Origin of the sequence: Streptomyces atratus, assembly GCF_040655115.1 — a bacterium.
Taxonomy (GTDB): domain Bacteria; phylum Actinomycetota; class Actinomycetes; order Streptomycetales; family Streptomycetaceae; genus Streptomyces; species Streptomyces atratus_D.
Window position 1 is genome coordinate 73,265 of sequence record NZ_JBFAJH010000006.1, and the last position, 13,567, is coordinate 86,831.

Sequence of the window (13,567 nt, forward strand, 5' to 3'; positions counted from 1 at the left end):
ATCTAGAGCCCCTTGGTCTTGACGGTGATGGTGCTGCCCTCGGGGGCCTGTTCGCCGCCGGCCACGGACTGACTCGCGATCTTGTCGCTGAAGGAGAGGAACGGGCGGTCCACCTTGACCTCGAAGCCCGCCGCCTTCAGCAGGCTCGTCGCCTCGCCGACGTCCTTGCCGGTGACGTCCGGTACGTCGATCATCCGCGGGCCCTTGGAGACCGTGAGCGTGATGGTGTCGCCCTCGGCGACCTGGGCCCCCTGGCCCGGGGACTGGTGCGCGATGTCGCCCTCGGCCTCGGGAGAGTTGACGCGGCCGGTCAGCACCTTGACCTTCAGCCCTTCCTCGTCCAGTGCGGCGGTGGCGTCCTGGACCGACAGTCCGGTGACATCGGGGACATCGACCGGGCTGCCCTTGCTGACGACCAGGGCGACCGCGGAGTCGGGGTGGCGCTCGGCGCCCGCTTCGGGATCCGTACGGATCACGTCGCCCCGGGCGAACTCCTCGCTGAACTCCCTGGTGACCATGCCGGGCACCAGCCCCCTGTTCTTCAGCGTCTGCCTGGCCTCGGCCAGCGCGATGCCCTTGACGTCGGGCACCTGCACGATCTCCGGGCCGCGCGACACTGTGATCGTCACCGAGCCGTTGCCCCGGATCCGGGCGCCTGACTTCGGATCGCTGCCGATGACCTTGCCGCGCTCGACGCTGTCGCTGTAGGCCCGCCTGACGCTCTTCAGCTCCAGTCCGGAGTCCGAGAGCCGCTGCTCGGCCGCCTTCTCGGTCTGGCCGAGGAGGGAGGGGACCCGGGTGAACTGTCCCGAGTTGATGTACCAGACACCGGCACCGACCCCGAGCACCAGCAGTACGGCGACGATCGCGGCAAGCATGCCGCGCCGCGGTCCGCGGCGGTCCTGCTGGTCCTGCTCGGGCGGCAGTGGCGGGGGCATCTCGAGTCGGCTGGTGTGGTGGGCGGTGCCCTGACCGGCCGGGAGCACCCGGGGGATCACGCTCGTGCGGTCCTCGGCGGCGTCGTGCACCTCGGCGAGGGCCTGCGGCGGTACGGCGTCCAATTGTTCGTCGGTGAGCGCGGCGCGCGCGATGCGGGTCTCGGCGAGCAGGGCCACCGCGTCGAACGGGCGGACCTCGGGGTTACGGGCGGTGCCGCTCGCGACCAGTCGGTCCAGCTCGACCGCGAGCCCGGGGACGACGGCCGAGGGGGCCGGGACGTCCTCGTTGAGGTGCTGGTAGATGACCTGGGCGGGTGAGTCGCCGGTGTGCGGCTTGGCGCCCGTCAGCATCTCGTACAGCACGACACCGCAGGCGTACACATCCGCGCGGGTGTCCGCCGTGCCGTGCTCGATCTGCTCCGGGGCGAGGTAGGAGACGGTGCCCAGGACGGATCCGGTGGTGTTCGTGACGGCGCCCACGGCCCGTACGAGACCAAAATCCGCGACCTTCACCCGGCCGTCGTCCCCTATCAGTACGTTTTCCGGCTTCATGTCGCGGTGCACGAACCCCGCCCGGTGCGCCGCACCGAGCGCGGCGAGGACCGGCTCCAGGATGTCCAGGGCGGCCCGCGGCTGCAGGGCGCCGCGCTCGCGCAGCACGTCGCGGAGCGTGCAGCCCGCGACGTACTCCATCGCCAGGTAGACGTACGCCCCCTGGGCGCCCTGGTCGAAGACCGCGACCACATTGGGGTGCGCGAGCCTGGCCACCGACTTGGCCTCGCGGATGAAGCGCTCGACGAACGAGGCGTCGGTTGCGAGCGCCGGGTGCATCACCTTGAGGGCGAGCACCCGGTCGAGCCGGGTGTCCATGGCCCGGTAGACCGTGGCCATCCCGCCCACGGCGATGCGGGCATCGACGCGGTAACGGCCGTCGAGCAGCTGCCCGACGATGGGGTCTCCCCGGCCGAAGCCTGGGGAAGGGTCCTGGAGGGTCATATCCACGCAGCCGAGTCTACGAGCCACCGCGGACATGGCCGCGGGGCCGGGGCGATCCCGCGGCCGTACTGCAGCCGAGCCGTGACAGGGACATGCGCTTCAGGGGCGTGCGGACCTCGGGACGCGGGATCAGAACGCCGGCCGCTCCGGGTCCAGCACGGCCCGTCCCTCCACCGGTGAGGAGGCCTCGGCGAAGTGGCGCCGCGGGATCCGGCCCGCGCGGTACGCCAGCCGCCCGCCGTCCACGGCATGCCGCATCGCGGCCGCCATCAGCTCGGGCTCCTGCGCCCGGGTCACCGCCGACGCCAGCATCACCGCCGCGCACCCCAGCTCCATCGCGAGCGCCGCGTCCGAGGCGGTCCCGGCGCCCGCGTCGAGAACGACCGGCACCCGGGCCTGCTCGACGATCAGCTGGAAGTTGTGCGGATTGCGGATACCGAGCCCGGAGCCGATGGGAGAGCCGAGCGGCATGATCGCCGCGCATCCCACGTCCTCCAGCTTCCGGGCGAGCACGGGGTCGTCATTGGTGTACGGCAGGACGGTGAACCCGTCGTCCACCAGGGTCTCCGCGGCGTCCAGCAGCTCGATCGGGTCGGGCAGCAGGGTCCGCTCGTCGGCCACGACCTCCAGCTTGATCCAGTCGGTGCCCAGCGCCTCGCGGGCCAGCCGGGCGGTCAGCACGGCCTCGCCCGCGGTGAAGCAGCCTGCCGTGTTCGGCAGGACACGGATCGAGAGGCGTTCGAGGACGGAGAGGACCGAGCCCTGCACGGTCGGGTCGAGGCGGCGCATCGCGACGGTGGTCAGCTCGGTGCCGGACGCCGTCAGGGAGCGCTCGAGCACGTCGAGGCTGGGCGCCCCGCCCGTCCCCATGATCAGCCGGGAGCCGAACGTGGAGCCGCCGAGGGCGAACAGATCGTCGGACATGGTCAGCCTCCCTGGACCGCGGTGAGGACTTCGATCCGGTCGCCGTCGGTGAGGGCGGCGGCCGCCCAGCGGCTGCGCGGGACGACGGTCTCATTGAGTGCCGCGGCGACCCCGGAGGGCGCCGCCGTCAGAGTCGCGACAAGGGTCTCCAGGGTGGTGCCCGCGGCGATCGAACGGGGGTCGCCGTTCACGGAGACGGTGAGCGGAAGGGAGTCGGTCATGCGGACTGTTCCTGACGTACGGAGGCGGAGGGCGGTACGGGGGCGGGTGCGAACCGTCCGGGGGCGAAGGGGCGGGCGACGACGGGCAGCTCGCCGGTGGTCAGCAGCTCGGCCATGGCGTCACCGGTGACGGGGGTGAGCAGCACGCCGTTGCGGTGGTGGCCGGTGGCGAGGTGGAGACCGGGCAGGGCGGTGGGGCCGAGCAGCGGGGCGTTGTCGGGGGAGGCGGGGCGAAGGCCGGCCCGGGTCTCGGTGAGCGGCAGTTCGGTGATGCCAGGCACCAACTCGTGGGCGTCGCGCAGCAGCTCGTACACCCCGCCCGCTGTGACGGTGGTGTCCCAGCCCATCTCCTCGCTGGTCGCGCCGACGACGAGCTCGCCGTTCTCGCGCGGGACGAGATAGACATGGCTGCCCCGGACCACGGCCCGCACGGTGCGGGTGAGGAACGGTGCGTACGCGGCGGGCACCGTCAGCCGGAGCACCTGTCCCTTCACGGGTCGCACCGGCGGCACGACCTCGTCCGGGAGTCCGGCGAGCCGCCCGCTGAGACTGCCCGCGGCGAGTACGACCTGATCGGCGGCCAGCTCCGCACCGGCCGCGAGTACGGCTCCTGCGGCCCGGCCCCGTACCATCCCGAGGCGTTCCACCCGGTCGCGGTGGAAGACCACCCCGGCCCGTTCGCAGGCCGTCAGCAGCGCGCCGGCCAGTCGGCGGGGATCGACCTGATGGTCGCCGTCGACCCGCAGACCGCCGCGCACGCCGGGCGCCAGCATGGGCTCCAGCCGACGGCACTCACGGCCGGTGAGCCACTCCGACTCCAGCCCCGAACGCTGCTGCAGCGCGTGCAGCTCCCGCAGATGGGCGCGGTCGTCGGAGTCCAGGGCGACCGCCAGGGTGCCGCAGGCGCGGAAGCCGATCTCCTGGCCGCTCGCCGCCTCCAGTTCGGCCGCGAAGGCCGGGTAGCGTGCGGCGGACGCGACATTGAGGCCGAGCAGCATCTGCTCGCCGTAGTGGAGTTCGGTGACGGCGGCGAGCATCCCGGCCGCGACCCGGGCGGCCCCGCCGCCCGGGTCGGGGTCGACGACCGCGGTGCGCAGACCGCGCTGCGCAGCGCGCCAGGCGGTCACCAGACCGATGATCCCGCCCCCGATGACGAGGACGTCGGATCCTTGTGCGGATACGGATGTGTTCCCGGAAGAACGCATGGGCGTCCAGCCCCTCCCTTCGCCGGCATGACCCGGATCAGGTTCGTACGGTCGGAGGCCGTCCAGCCTCCCTCTCAGCCCGGTGCGTCCGGGCTCCCGCGAGTGTCTTACGGTGGCCACCCTAGACCCCGTCCCCCGGACCCTGTAAGGGAGCAGTCACCGTGGCCCGTTCGCTCGACGGACTTGTCCTCTCGCCGGTCGCCGACCAGGCGCCGGGCCAGGTCGGCACCCGTACCCGCTTCACGTATCACGAGGAGGACGGCCGGATCTGGGCCGAGTACGCGGGCGGCGACGTGGTCCGGGGCCATCTCGTCGGCACCAGGACCGCCGATCGACTCGACTTCCGGTACGTCCAGTTGAAGCAGGACGGAACGACATCCTCCGGACACTGCCTCTCCACCGTCGTCGACCTCGCGGACGGCCGGGTGCGGCTGGACGAGCGGTGGGAATGGGAGTCGCAGGAGGGCAGCGGGACGAGTGTGGTCGAGGAACTGTATGACTGACGGATCGTCAGGTGTTTAAGGTGGACAGGTGAGCGAGCAGCAGACTGAGCAGCCGGACCGGCGGACCGAGCGCCGCGTCGTCATCGTCGGCGCGGGCATGGCCGGCGTGCAGACCGCGGTGGCCCTGCGGGAACAGGGCTTCACCGGCCCGGTCACCCTGATCGGCGCCGAACCCCACCAGCCCTACGACAGGCCGCCGCTGTCCAAGGCGGTACTGCTCGGCAAGGCCGAGGACTCCGCCTTCGACATCGACTTCGAGGCGCTCGGCATCGAGCTGCAACTGGGCCGCGACGTGACCGGCGTACGGTCCGAGGCGCACGAACTTGACACCCCGACGGGCCCCGTCCCGTACGACGTCCTGGTCATCGCCACCGGCGCCGAACCGGTCGAGCTGCCCGGCTCCGAGGGCGTGCGCGGAGTCCATCTGCTGCGCACCCTCGACGACGCCGCACGGCTGCGGCCGGTCCTCGACGAGCAGCACACCGTCGTGGTCGTCGGCGCCGGATGGATCGGCGCGGAGTTCGCCACCGCGGCCCGCGCCGCGGGCTGCGAGGTCACGGTCGTCGAGGCCGCCGACCGGCCACTCGCGGGCGTCCTGCCCGCCGAGGTCGCCGCCCCGATGGCCCGCTGGTACGCGGAGAGTGGCGCCGAACTCCTCACCGGCGTCCCCGTGGCCCGCATCGAGCCCGGCCGCGTGGTCCTCGCCGACGGCCGCACGCTCGAGGCCGGAGCGGTGGTCGTCGGGATCGGTGCCCGGCCCGCCACCGCCTGGCTGGCCGGCTCCGGCATCGCGCTCGGGCCGGACGGATCGGTGACCGCCGACGAAGCGCTGCGCACCTCGCTGCCCGATGTGTACGCCGTCGGGGACTGTGCCTCCTTCCCCTCCGTGCGATATGGCACCCGCCTCCTCGTCCACCATTGGGACAACGCCGTCCAGGGGCCGCGGACCGCCGCCGCCAACATCATCGGCGCCGGAGCGGACGGGGCGCCGCAGCCGCTCACGTACGACCCCGTGCCGTACTTCTGGTCCGAGCAGTTCGACCGGTTCGTGCAGTACACGGGTCATCACGGGGGCGCCGACACCCTGCTCTGGCGCGGAGACCCGGACGGTCCCGCCTGGTCGGTGCTCTGGCTGCGGGACGGCGCGCTGGTCGCCGTCCTCGCCGTCGGCCGACCGCGCGACCTGGCCCAGGGGCGCAAGCTCATCGAGGCGGGGGCGCGGCTCGATCCGGTGCGGGCGGCCGATCCCTCCGTGCCTCTGAAGGCGACGGCACGTCATTGAAGTGCTCTTCCGGCTGAAGCCAGGAGATTCCTGCTCACCTTGCGGCAGCGGGCTTGACGTGCTTCGCGCGCCTGACGACTGCCCTTCCGGCAGCCGGGATGAGCGCGAGGCCCATCCGGTACAGGTGCAAGACGTTCCGGGCTGCGTTGTGGTCGGCGTTGCCCGACCAGCCGCAGTCCGGGTTCTTGCACACGAACACGGCCTGGCTCTCCCGGTTGCCGGGCGTGGTGAATCCGCACACCGAGCAGCGCCTGGAGGTGCCGGGGGCGGGGACCTTGTGCAGGGTGCCGCCTCGCTGGGCGGTCTTGTACGTCAGCATGGTGACCGTCCGGCCCCATGCCTGCCCGCTGATGGAGCGGTTCAGCCCAGACTTCTGGGCAACGTTCTTCCCCGGCTCCTCGATGGTTCCCCTGGCCGACTTGACCATGTTCGTGATGGTGAGTGCTTCGACCACGACGGTGCCGTATCGCTTGGCGATGGCGGTGGTCGTCTGGTGCTGCCAGTCCAAGGCCCGGCGCTTGGCTTTCGCGCGCAGTCCTGCGATCTGGTCGTAGGTGCGGTGCAGCCGGCGGCTGGTGCGCTCGCCGGGCTTGCGGTGCCGCTTGCGCTGCGCGGCGCGCCGCTCCAGGTGCAGAAGCCTGGCCTTCTCCTTCTCCGTCAGCCATTCGCCGTGCTCGTACAACTACGACCTGAGGGCCGCCGTCACCCAGCGCCGCGTGCTGATCGACACCTCCCGGACGGGCTCCGCGCGCGTGTGGCGCACGGACGTGGTCACCGACGACACCGTGGACTCGACCGGCAACCTCGCCCGCACGGGCGGCGTCGTCACCGCCGCGGACGGAGCCTCGACCGAGAAGTACCGGGGCACCACCGACGCCGGAGCCTGCTACTCGCGTGTCCTGGAGTCCGCTCACGGCTGGGTCACCAGCGACGAGCAGCCCCGTTGCCGCCTCGCGGACGTGGTCCGCGAGGCCCTGAAGGGATGAGTCCGGGTATCGGCTGTCGGTGCGGGATGGCAGGCTTGTCCTGTGACCGAGATTGACGCAAAGATCGATGCTCTCGTCCCTGCCTGGCTCCATCTCCCCGACATCGCCGAAATGTTCGATGTCGAGGTGACACGTGTACGGCAGCTGGTCAAGGAAGGCCAGCTCATCGCCGTACGGCGTGGTGAGAACCGGGCGCTCCAGGTGCCTGCTGCCTTCATCGACGGCAACAAGGTGGTCAAGGGCCTCTCCGGCACCCTGACGCTCCTGAGGGACGACGGCTATTCCGACGAAGAGATGCTGGAATGGCTCTTCACCCCTGACCCGACCCTGCCGGGTACCCCCGCACAGGCGCTGAGCGAGAATCGCGGCACGGAGGTGAAGCGCCGCGCCCAGGCGCTCGCCGTCTGACCGGGACGAACCGTAACGCGGGGTACGGGCCGTGCATCCCTGCACGGCCCGTACCACCGCCTCGAGCCGCCCCGCCGTACCGCTCTGCACCAGTACCGCTCCGTATCAAGGGGGAACCGCGCCATGTCCAGGCCTCGCGCGCTGCTGTCCGACGCCCGGCTCTATCTGTGCACGGACGCCCGCAGACGCCAGGGCGACCTCCCCGAGTTCCTCGACGCCGTGCTCTCCTCCGGCGTGGACATTGTCCAGCTGCGCGACAAGGGCATGGAAGCGGCCGAGGAGCTCGAAAACCTCGCCGTGCTCGCCGACGCCTGCAAGCGCCATGGCAAGCTCCTCGCGGTGAACGACCGGGCCGATGTCGCCCATGCCATCGGTTCCGATGTGCTCCACCTCGGCCAGGGGGACCTGCCCGTGCCCGCCGCCCGCGCCATCCTCGGCCAGGGCGTGCTGATCGGCCGCTCCACACACGCCGAGTCCGAGGTCGACGCGGCCGTCGCCGAACCCGGCGTGGACTACTTCTGCACCGGACCCTGCTGGCCCACCCCGACCAAGCCCGGCCGGCACGCCCCGGGCCTCGACCTGGTGCGGTACGCCGCCTCGCTCGGCCGACCGCGCCCGTGGTTCGCCATCGGCGGGATCGACGCGGGCAATCTCGACGAGGTGCTGGACGCGGGGGCGCGCAGGGTCGTGGTCGTACGGGCCATCACCGAGGCCGACGACCCGGCTGCGGCCGCCGCCGGGCTCGCGAAGCGGATCAGGGCGCGCGCCGACGTGTGACCAGCGCGTCAGGAATGTCGCAGGGCATCCATGATTGACCGGGTCCGCCCGGGGGCTGCGCCGAAGGTGTCCGAGGGGTGGACAAATCACCGGTCAATTCGGGCAATTGCCGGTGGTCCGGTTGGGGCACCGCCGGGCCCTGGTTAACCTTCAGTATGGCCCTTGGCACTCCCTCTACCAGGACAGATCACGCGCGCACCGTGCGTGAGCTTCTCGCGACCGGCAAGACGTCGTATTCGTTCGAGTTCTGGGCGCCCAAAACCGAGAAGGGCGAGCGGAATCTCTGGAATGCGCTGCGCCGTGTCGAGGCGGTGCGGCCGGGCTTCGTCTCCGTGACGTACGGCGCCGGAGGCTCCACCCGGGCCGGAACGGTGCGGGCCACCCAGCAGATCGCTGCCGATTCCACGCTCACCCCGGTCGCCCACCTGACGGCTGTCGATCACTCCGTCGCCGAACTCCGCAACATGATCGGGCAGTACGCGGACGCCGGAATCAGGAACATCCTCGCTGTGCGCGGCGACCCGCCGGGCGACCCGATGGGCGAGTGGGTCGAGCACCCGCAGGGCGTGCGGTACGCGGCCGATCTCGTCCAGCTCATCAAGGAATCCGGCGATTTCTGTGTCGGCGTCGCCGCGTTTCCCGAGATGCACCCGCGCTCGACCGACTGGGACACCGACGTCCAGCATTTCGTGGACAAGTGCCGCGCCGGTGCCGACTATGCGATCACGCAAATGTTCTTCAATCCGGACGACTATGTGCGTATGCGTGATCGAGTGGTAGCTGCGGGTTGCGACACCCCGATCATCCCCGAGGTCATGCCCCTCACCAGCGTCAAGCAGTTGGAGCGGTTTCCGCAGCTCAGCAACGCGTCGCTGCCGTCGGCACTGAAAGAACGCATCCTCGCCGTCAAGGACGATCCCGCCGCTGTACGCTCCATTGGCATTGAGTTCGCGACGGAGTTCTGCGCGAGGCTGCGCTCCGAGGGTGTGCCCGGACTGCACTTCATCACGCTCAACAACTCGACCGCGACGCTCGAAATCTACGAGAATCTCGGACTGCACACGCAGTCGTGACCGGCCGTACCCGCCACGACCCGGGGCGGTGGCCGTAGAAGGGGGCGGACATGGGCTGGACGGTCCTCTACATCGCGTTCGGCATCGTGGCGTTGTGGCTGCTCGGCGAGGTGCTGCTGCAGTACAAGGCGCGGCTTCGCTGGCGCCTGCTCGCCTTCGCAGGCTTCGCCTGTGTGGTGGTCGGCGTGCTGATGCCGTCCGTGTTCGTCATCTCCGTCGGCGCGATCGCGTTCGCGACCGGCCAGACGTACGTCACGCTCTCGTTCCGGCGCGGCTTCTCGACCGGCTGGGCCATAGGGGGCAGCCCGGGCGAGAGCCGTCGTCGCCGGTCGGGGGGCGACCGGGACACCCGCCGGGAGCCCACGCTGGAGGTGTCGGACCTGGAGATGGAGTACGACCGCTCGGACCAGGACGAGGTGAAGAGTCCCGCTCCCGCGCGCGGCGCCGCGGTCTACGAGCCGGAGCCGCTGCCCGACGACACCGGGCAGTACGGCATCTACAGCGACCCCCAGCCCGCGCAGCAGTCCGAGCAGGCGCAGCACCAGTACGCCTCCTACGCCCCGTACACGGACTACTCCACGTACACCGCGCCCGCCCAGGACTCGTACACCGGCCAGGACAGCTACGGCGGGCAGGGCACGTACGCGAGCCAGGACTCCAACGCCGGGCAGTACGACCACGGCACGGGCCAGCAGCAGTACGCCGCGTACTCCGACCCGTACATCGGCACCACCGACGGCTCCCCGCAGTACGGGGCGCAGGACCCGTACGCGAGCCATGACAGCTACGGCGGTCAGCAGCAGTTCACGGCGGACCCCTACGGCCAGCAGTACGCCTCCGAGACGCCGCCCGGCGGCGTCTGGGTTCCGCAGCAGCGTGAGGGCGAGCAGTACCCGCCGTTGCCACCGGAGCAGCCCGCACAGCCCGCGCCGTACCCGGACGGCTACGACACCGGCTACAACGACCAGTACCGCTACTGACGAAGCGGGCCGTGCCGCGCCTGCGGACGAAGGCCGGGCCCGTCGGCTGGGCGAGGGCCTGAGCGGCGACCGGACAGGCCCGGCACCCCGCGTACCGTCACCGGGCCCCCTCACCGGGAGCCGCGGAAGCCGTCCCCCTCCACGATGAGCCCGGCGACGAGCGCCCCCGACATCCCGGCGTGCGCGAGCCCGCCGCCCGGGTGCGACCAACCTCCCGCGAGATGGAGCCCGGGCAGCCGGGTGCGGTTGCCCGGATGCAGATACGCGCCCCCGGCCCCGGCGAGCGCGGGCGCGGGCACCGAGCCGCCCTCGGCGCCGGTGTCGGCCGCGCTCTCGGCGGGCGTCCGCACCGCGGTGTGGAGCACCCGCTCCCGTATCCCGGGAACGGCTGCGCCGGCCGCCTCGATCAGCGTGTCGGCGTACCGCTCGCGCAGCGCACCGTCCGTCCAGTCCACCGCGCCGTGCGGGGCGACCGTCGCCGTGAGGGTCACGGCCTCGTGCGCGTCGTCGGGGCGGGTCGTGGGATCGTCGGGGCGGATCACCGTCACCGTGGGACCTGCGGCGAGCCGGCCGCCGAAGACCGCCTCGCGCTCCGCCGCCCCGTCCGCGCCGTGCACCACGGTCCGGTGCACCGTCCCCGAGGGCCGGGCACCGCGCAGCGACAGCAGGACCTGGAACCGGCCCGGTACCGCCGTTCCGCCGCCCGGTCGCGGCTGAGCCGTCACATCGCCGTTCTGCCAGAGCTCCTGACCCGGCACCAGATCCGGGTGCGGCCAGGCCCCCAGCACCACCTGGTCGGCGTCCACGACCGTCCCCGCGGCGAGCTCGACGCCCACTGCCCGGCCGTCCTTCTCCTTGACCCGGGCCACCTCGGCGCCGAACACGAATTCCACCTTCCGGGCCAGGCACCGCTCGTACACCGCCTGCGCCAGCGCCCGGATTCCGCCCGCCACGTACCAGCTGCCGAAGGTCTCCTCCATGTACGGCAGAAGGGCCGCGCTCGCCGGTGCCCGCAGCGGATCGAGGCCGTACGACAACGCGTATCCGTCGAGGAGAGCGACCAGCCGGGGGTCCGTCAGCTCCCAGGCGCCGACCTCCGCGACCGTGCCCGCCAGGCGGGCGGAGCGCAGCAGCCGACGCTGCCGCAGCGCCGGGTACGGGTCGCGGCCCAGCACCTCCCAGTCGGTGCGCAACGGCTCTTCGAGCAGTGGTCGCCGGGACCGGTCCCAGGCATCGCGGGCCCGGTCCAGGAACTCGCCCCAGATGCCGCCCGCACCGGCCCCCAGCGTGTCGTCCAGGGCGGCGACCACCCCGGCCCGCGAGGCGTTCGGCAGCGAGACCGCCGTGCCGTCGGCGAAGAGATGGCGGCTCGCCGGATCGACCTGCGTCATCGTGACGCACCGCTCCAGCGGCTCCTTGCCGGTCTTCACGAACAGGTCGCGGTAGACGGCGGGCAGATGCAGCAGTGAGGGGCCGGTGTCGAACGCGAAGCCGTCACGGGCATACCGGCCGACCGAGCCGCCGAAGGTCTCCGACCGCTCGTACACCGTCACCCGGTGGCCTGCCACGGCCAGCCGGGCGGCCGCCGCCATCGCGCCCATCCCGGCGCCGATCACCGCAATACGTGCCATGTCAGTGACCTTAGCGGCCGGCACCGACAGCTCAGCCGGAAGGCCGGCGCGAACGAGGCCCCGAACCTGTCCCGGCCAGGTGTTTCTCCTCCCGCTGCTGCGCTCTGCGGCGCAGGAACCGGCGGATGCGGGAAGCCAGGAAGATCATTGTCAGCAGGCCGAGGACGAGCAGTGTCGCGGCGATGACCGCCGCCGTCAGCGGATGGAATATCGCGAAGGTGATGATCCCGGCGACGCCCAGGTCCTCGGTCGTGCTCAGCGCGATATTGCTGAACGGCTCGGGGGAGGTGTTCACCGCCATCCTGGTGCCCGCCTTCACCAGATGGCTCATCAGTGCCGTGGAACCGCCGATGGCCCCGGCCGCGAGTTCCGGCAGCGAACCGCTCCCACCGGCCAGCAGGGCCGCGACGACGGCCCCGGCGACCGGCCTGATGACGGTGTGTGCCGAGTCCCAGACCGAGTCCACGTACGGGATCTTGTCCGCGACCGCCTCGCACAGGAAGAGCACGGCGGCCACCACGAGCACATCGGCGCGCTGCAGCGACGCGGGGACCTCGTCGCTGATTCCGGTCGCGCCGAAGATGCCGAGCAACAGGACCACCGCATAGGCGTTGATCCCGCTTGCCCAGCCACTTGTGAACACCAGGGGGAGTACGGACACGGACGCGATCGTAACCAGGAGCGTGCCGTTCCGGGTGGGGCCGGGTGCGCAGCCCTGAGTATCCGTACCTAGTCGGAGAGATGAGTAGGTGCGCGGATGGGCTCCCACCGGCGCGGACGGAAGAGTGGGGACCACGGAAGGGGCGCAGCGCCGGTACCGCCGGCACGGGGCGGCGGTACGGGCGCCGCGCTCCTTCCGGAACGGGGGCGCACGGGGGTGCGCACCGGAGGGTCGCGAACCACGGGGGAGCACACGGGGGAAGGCTCTCCGGCAGTCCAGAAGCGCCGGTCGGGCGAGGCTCGGGGGACCGAGCCTCGCAGGACCGGCGCTTTTCGTGTGTGCGTACGTCGCCCCGGGCCAGGCTGTGTCAGTGCCCGCTGACCCGGCCGTGCAGCAGCAGGGACAGTGCCGAGTGCACATCGTCGATGGACCGCTCCGGCTGGAACGCCTGCCAGTCCAGGGCCGCCACCAGGACCATGCCGACCAGCGCGGCCGCCGTCAGCGGGATGTCGATCTCCTCGCTGAGCTCACCGTTGCCGACACCCTGACGCAGCACGTCCTCGACCACGGCGACTGCCTCCTGACGTACCACCAGGAGGGTCGCCTGCCAGGCGCGGTTGGTGCGCCACAGCTCGGCGACGTACAGCTGGGTGAAGGCCGGATAGCGGTCGATGAAGGCCAGACCGGCCCTGATCATCGCGTCCAGGGCCTCGACCCGGGTACCGCCGCGCTCCGCCGTCTCCTCGGCCGCGGACCGCAGCGAAGCGGTCAGCAGCCCGACGCCGTGCCGCAGCAGTTCCTCGAAGAGCTCGGACTTGCTCTTGAAGTTGTAGTAGACCGTGCCCTTGGCGACCCCGGCACGCTCGGCGATCTCGTCGACCGTGGTCGCCGAGAAGCCCTTCTCGGCGATGAGAGTGACGGCCGCCTCGTAGAGCTTCTGCCGGGTGGCCTGGCGGCGCGTGGTGCTACTGCTTTCCATGCG

The 13,567-nt window shown here is 71.5% G+C and carries 14 protein-coding genes, 1 pseudogene and 1 riboswitch; of the genes and pseudogenes, 7 read left to right on the forward strand and 8 right to left on the reverse strand.

What is annotated here, in order from left to right:
• Nucleotides 1-2 precede the first annotated feature (2 nt).
• The 4 genes from pknB to thiO form a co-directional block, all read right to left on the reverse strand.
• Nucleotides 3-1,934 carry a Stk1 family PASTA domain-containing Ser/Thr kinase gene (pknB, locus tag AB0I23_RS09910; protein ID WP_359108818.1) on the reverse strand — a complete coding sequence of 644 codons (1,932 nt, stop codon included), beginning with the start codon at nucleotides 1,932-1,934 and terminating at the stop codon, nucleotides 3-5.
• Nucleotides 1,935-2,063: 129 nt separating this feature from the next.
• Nucleotides 2,064-2,858, reverse strand: a complete 795-nt coding sequence (locus AB0I23_RS09915) for a thiazole synthase (RefSeq protein WP_359108561.1) — start codon at nucleotides 2,856-2,858, stop codon at nucleotides 2,064-2,066.
• 2 nt (nucleotides 2,859-2,860) lie between these two features.
• Nucleotides 2,861-3,079, reverse strand: coding sequence for a sulfur carrier protein ThiS (thiS, locus tag AB0I23_RS09920; protein WP_359108563.1), 219 nt, complete (start codon nucleotides 3,077-3,079; stop codon nucleotides 2,861-2,863).
• Nucleotides 3,076-4,284: a glycine oxidase ThiO gene (gene thiO, locus AB0I23_RS09925; protein WP_359108565.1), complete on the reverse strand. Its 1,209-nt coding sequence runs from the start codon at nucleotides 4,282-4,284 to the stop codon at nucleotides 3,076-3,078. Before thiO ends, thiS begins: the two co-directional genes overlap by 4 nt.
• Nucleotides 4,282-4,394, reverse strand: a riboswitch (TPP riboswitch). Its footprint overlaps the gene before it by 3 nt.
• 51 nt (nucleotides 4,395-4,445) lie before the next feature.
• On the opposite strand from thiO, the gene AB0I23_RS09930 reads away from it, so the two are divergent.
• Both AB0I23_RS09930 and AB0I23_RS09935 read left to right on the forward strand, forming a co-directional pair.
• Nucleotides 4,446-4,787: a hypothetical protein gene (locus AB0I23_RS09930; protein WP_359108567.1), complete on the forward strand. Its 342-nt coding sequence runs from the start codon at nucleotides 4,446-4,448 to the stop codon at nucleotides 4,785-4,787.
• 28 nt (nucleotides 4,788-4,815) lie between these two features.
• On the forward strand, nucleotides 4,816-6,069 hold the full coding sequence (locus tag AB0I23_RS09935) for an NAD(P)/FAD-dependent oxidoreductase (protein WP_359108570.1): 1,254 nt from the start codon (nucleotides 4,816-4,818) through the stop codon (nucleotides 6,067-6,069).
• A 34-nt stretch (nucleotides 6,070-6,103) separates the two neighbouring features.
• On the opposite strand, the pseudogene AB0I23_RS09940 reads toward AB0I23_RS09935, so the two are convergent.
• Nucleotides 6,104-6,745, reverse strand: a pseudogene (locus AB0I23_RS09940) (RNA-guided endonuclease InsQ/TnpB family protein); the annotation flags it as partial.
• Between the two features lie 40 nt (nucleotides 6,746-6,785).
• On the opposite strand from AB0I23_RS09940, the gene AB0I23_RS09945 reads away from it, so the two are divergent.
• From AB0I23_RS09945 to AB0I23_RS09965, 5 genes are all read left to right on the forward strand, one after another.
• Nucleotides 6,786-7,055, forward strand: coding sequence for a hypothetical protein (locus tag AB0I23_RS09945; protein WP_359108572.1), 270 nt, complete (start codon nucleotides 6,786-6,788; stop codon nucleotides 7,053-7,055).
• A 42-nt stretch (nucleotides 7,056-7,097) separates the two neighbouring features.
• Nucleotides 7,098-7,463, forward strand: a complete 366-nt coding sequence (locus AB0I23_RS09950; protein ID WP_037697030.1) for an Rv2175c family DNA-binding protein — start codon at nucleotides 7,098-7,100, stop codon at nucleotides 7,461-7,463.
• 123 nt (nucleotides 7,464-7,586) lie between these two features.
• Nucleotides 7,587-8,240: a thiamine phosphate synthase gene (gene thiE / locus AB0I23_RS09955; protein ID WP_359108573.1), complete on the forward strand. Its 654-nt coding sequence runs from the start codon at nucleotides 7,587-7,589 to the stop codon at nucleotides 8,238-8,240.
• A 155-nt stretch (nucleotides 8,241-8,395) separates the two neighbouring features.
• Nucleotides 8,396-9,313 carry a methylenetetrahydrofolate reductase [NAD(P)H] gene (metF, locus tag AB0I23_RS09960; RefSeq protein WP_359108820.1) on the forward strand — a complete coding sequence of 306 codons (918 nt, stop codon included), beginning with the start codon at nucleotides 8,396-8,398 and terminating at the stop codon, nucleotides 9,311-9,313.
• A gap of 50 nt (nucleotides 9,314-9,363) precedes the next feature.
• Nucleotides 9,364-10,293 carry a hypothetical protein gene (locus AB0I23_RS09965; protein ID WP_359108574.1) on the forward strand — a complete coding sequence of 310 codons (930 nt, stop codon included), beginning with the start codon at nucleotides 9,364-9,366 and terminating at the stop codon, nucleotides 10,291-10,293.
• A gap of 110 nt (nucleotides 10,294-10,403) precedes the next feature.
• On the opposite strand, the gene AB0I23_RS09970 is transcribed toward AB0I23_RS09965, so the two are convergent.
• The 3 genes from AB0I23_RS09970 to AB0I23_RS09980 all read right to left on the reverse strand — a co-directional run bounded on the left by AB0I23_RS09970 (nucleotide 10,404) and on the right by AB0I23_RS09980 (nucleotide 13,564).
• Nucleotides 10,404-11,924 carry a phytoene desaturase family protein gene (locus AB0I23_RS09970; protein WP_359108576.1) on the reverse strand — a complete coding sequence of 507 codons (1,521 nt, stop codon included), beginning with the start codon at nucleotides 11,922-11,924 and terminating at the stop codon, nucleotides 10,404-10,406.
• Nucleotides 11,925-11,955: 31 nt separating this feature from the next.
• Nucleotides 11,956-12,585: a DUF4126 domain-containing protein gene (locus AB0I23_RS09975; RefSeq protein ID WP_359108578.1), complete on the reverse strand. Its 630-nt coding sequence runs from the start codon at nucleotides 12,583-12,585 to the stop codon at nucleotides 11,956-11,958.
• A 367-nt stretch (nucleotides 12,586-12,952) separates the two neighbouring features.
• Complete coding sequence (locus tag AB0I23_RS09980) at nucleotides 12,953-13,564, reverse strand: TetR/AcrR family transcriptional regulator (RefSeq protein WP_359108580.1); 612 nt, start codon at nucleotides 13,562-13,564, stop codon at nucleotides 12,953-12,955.
• Nucleotides 13,565-13,567 lie beyond the last annotated feature (3 nt).

Bases quoted from the DNA above. Each gene is read 5' to 3' on its own strand.
- metF (WP_359108820.1), top strand. From the start codon at position 8,396: ATGGCCCTTGGCACTCCCTCTACCAGGACAGATCACGCGCGCACCGTG.
- AB0I23_RS09970 (WP_359108576.1), bottom strand. From the start codon at position 11,924: ATGGCACGTATTGCGGTGATCGGCGCCGGGATGGGCGCGATGGCGGCG.
- thiO (WP_359108565.1), bottom strand. From the start codon at position 4,284: ATGCGTTCTTCCGGGAACACATCCGTATCCGCACAAGGATCCGACGTC.
- AB0I23_RS09915 (WP_359108561.1), bottom strand. From the start codon at position 2,858: ATGTCCGACGATCTGTTCGCCCTCGGCGGCTCCACGTTCGGCTCCCGG.
- pknB (WP_359108818.1), bottom strand. From the start codon at position 1,934: ATGACCCTCCAGGACCCTTCCCCAGGCTTCGGCCGGGGAGACCCCATC.
- AB0I23_RS09965 (WP_359108574.1), top strand. From the start codon at position 9,364: ATGGGCTGGACGGTCCTCTACATCGCGTTCGGCATCGTGGCGTTGTGG.
- thiS (WP_359108563.1), bottom strand. From the start codon at position 3,079: ATGACCGACTCCCTTCCGCTCACCGTCTCCGTGAACGGCGACCCCCGT.
- AB0I23_RS09980 (WP_359108580.1), bottom strand. From the start codon at position 13,564: ATGGAAAGCAGTAGCACCACGCGCCGCCAGGCCACCCGGCAGAAGCTC.
- thiE (WP_359108573.1), top strand. From the start codon at position 7,587: ATGTCCAGGCCTCGCGCGCTGCTGTCCGACGCCCGGCTCTATCTGTGC.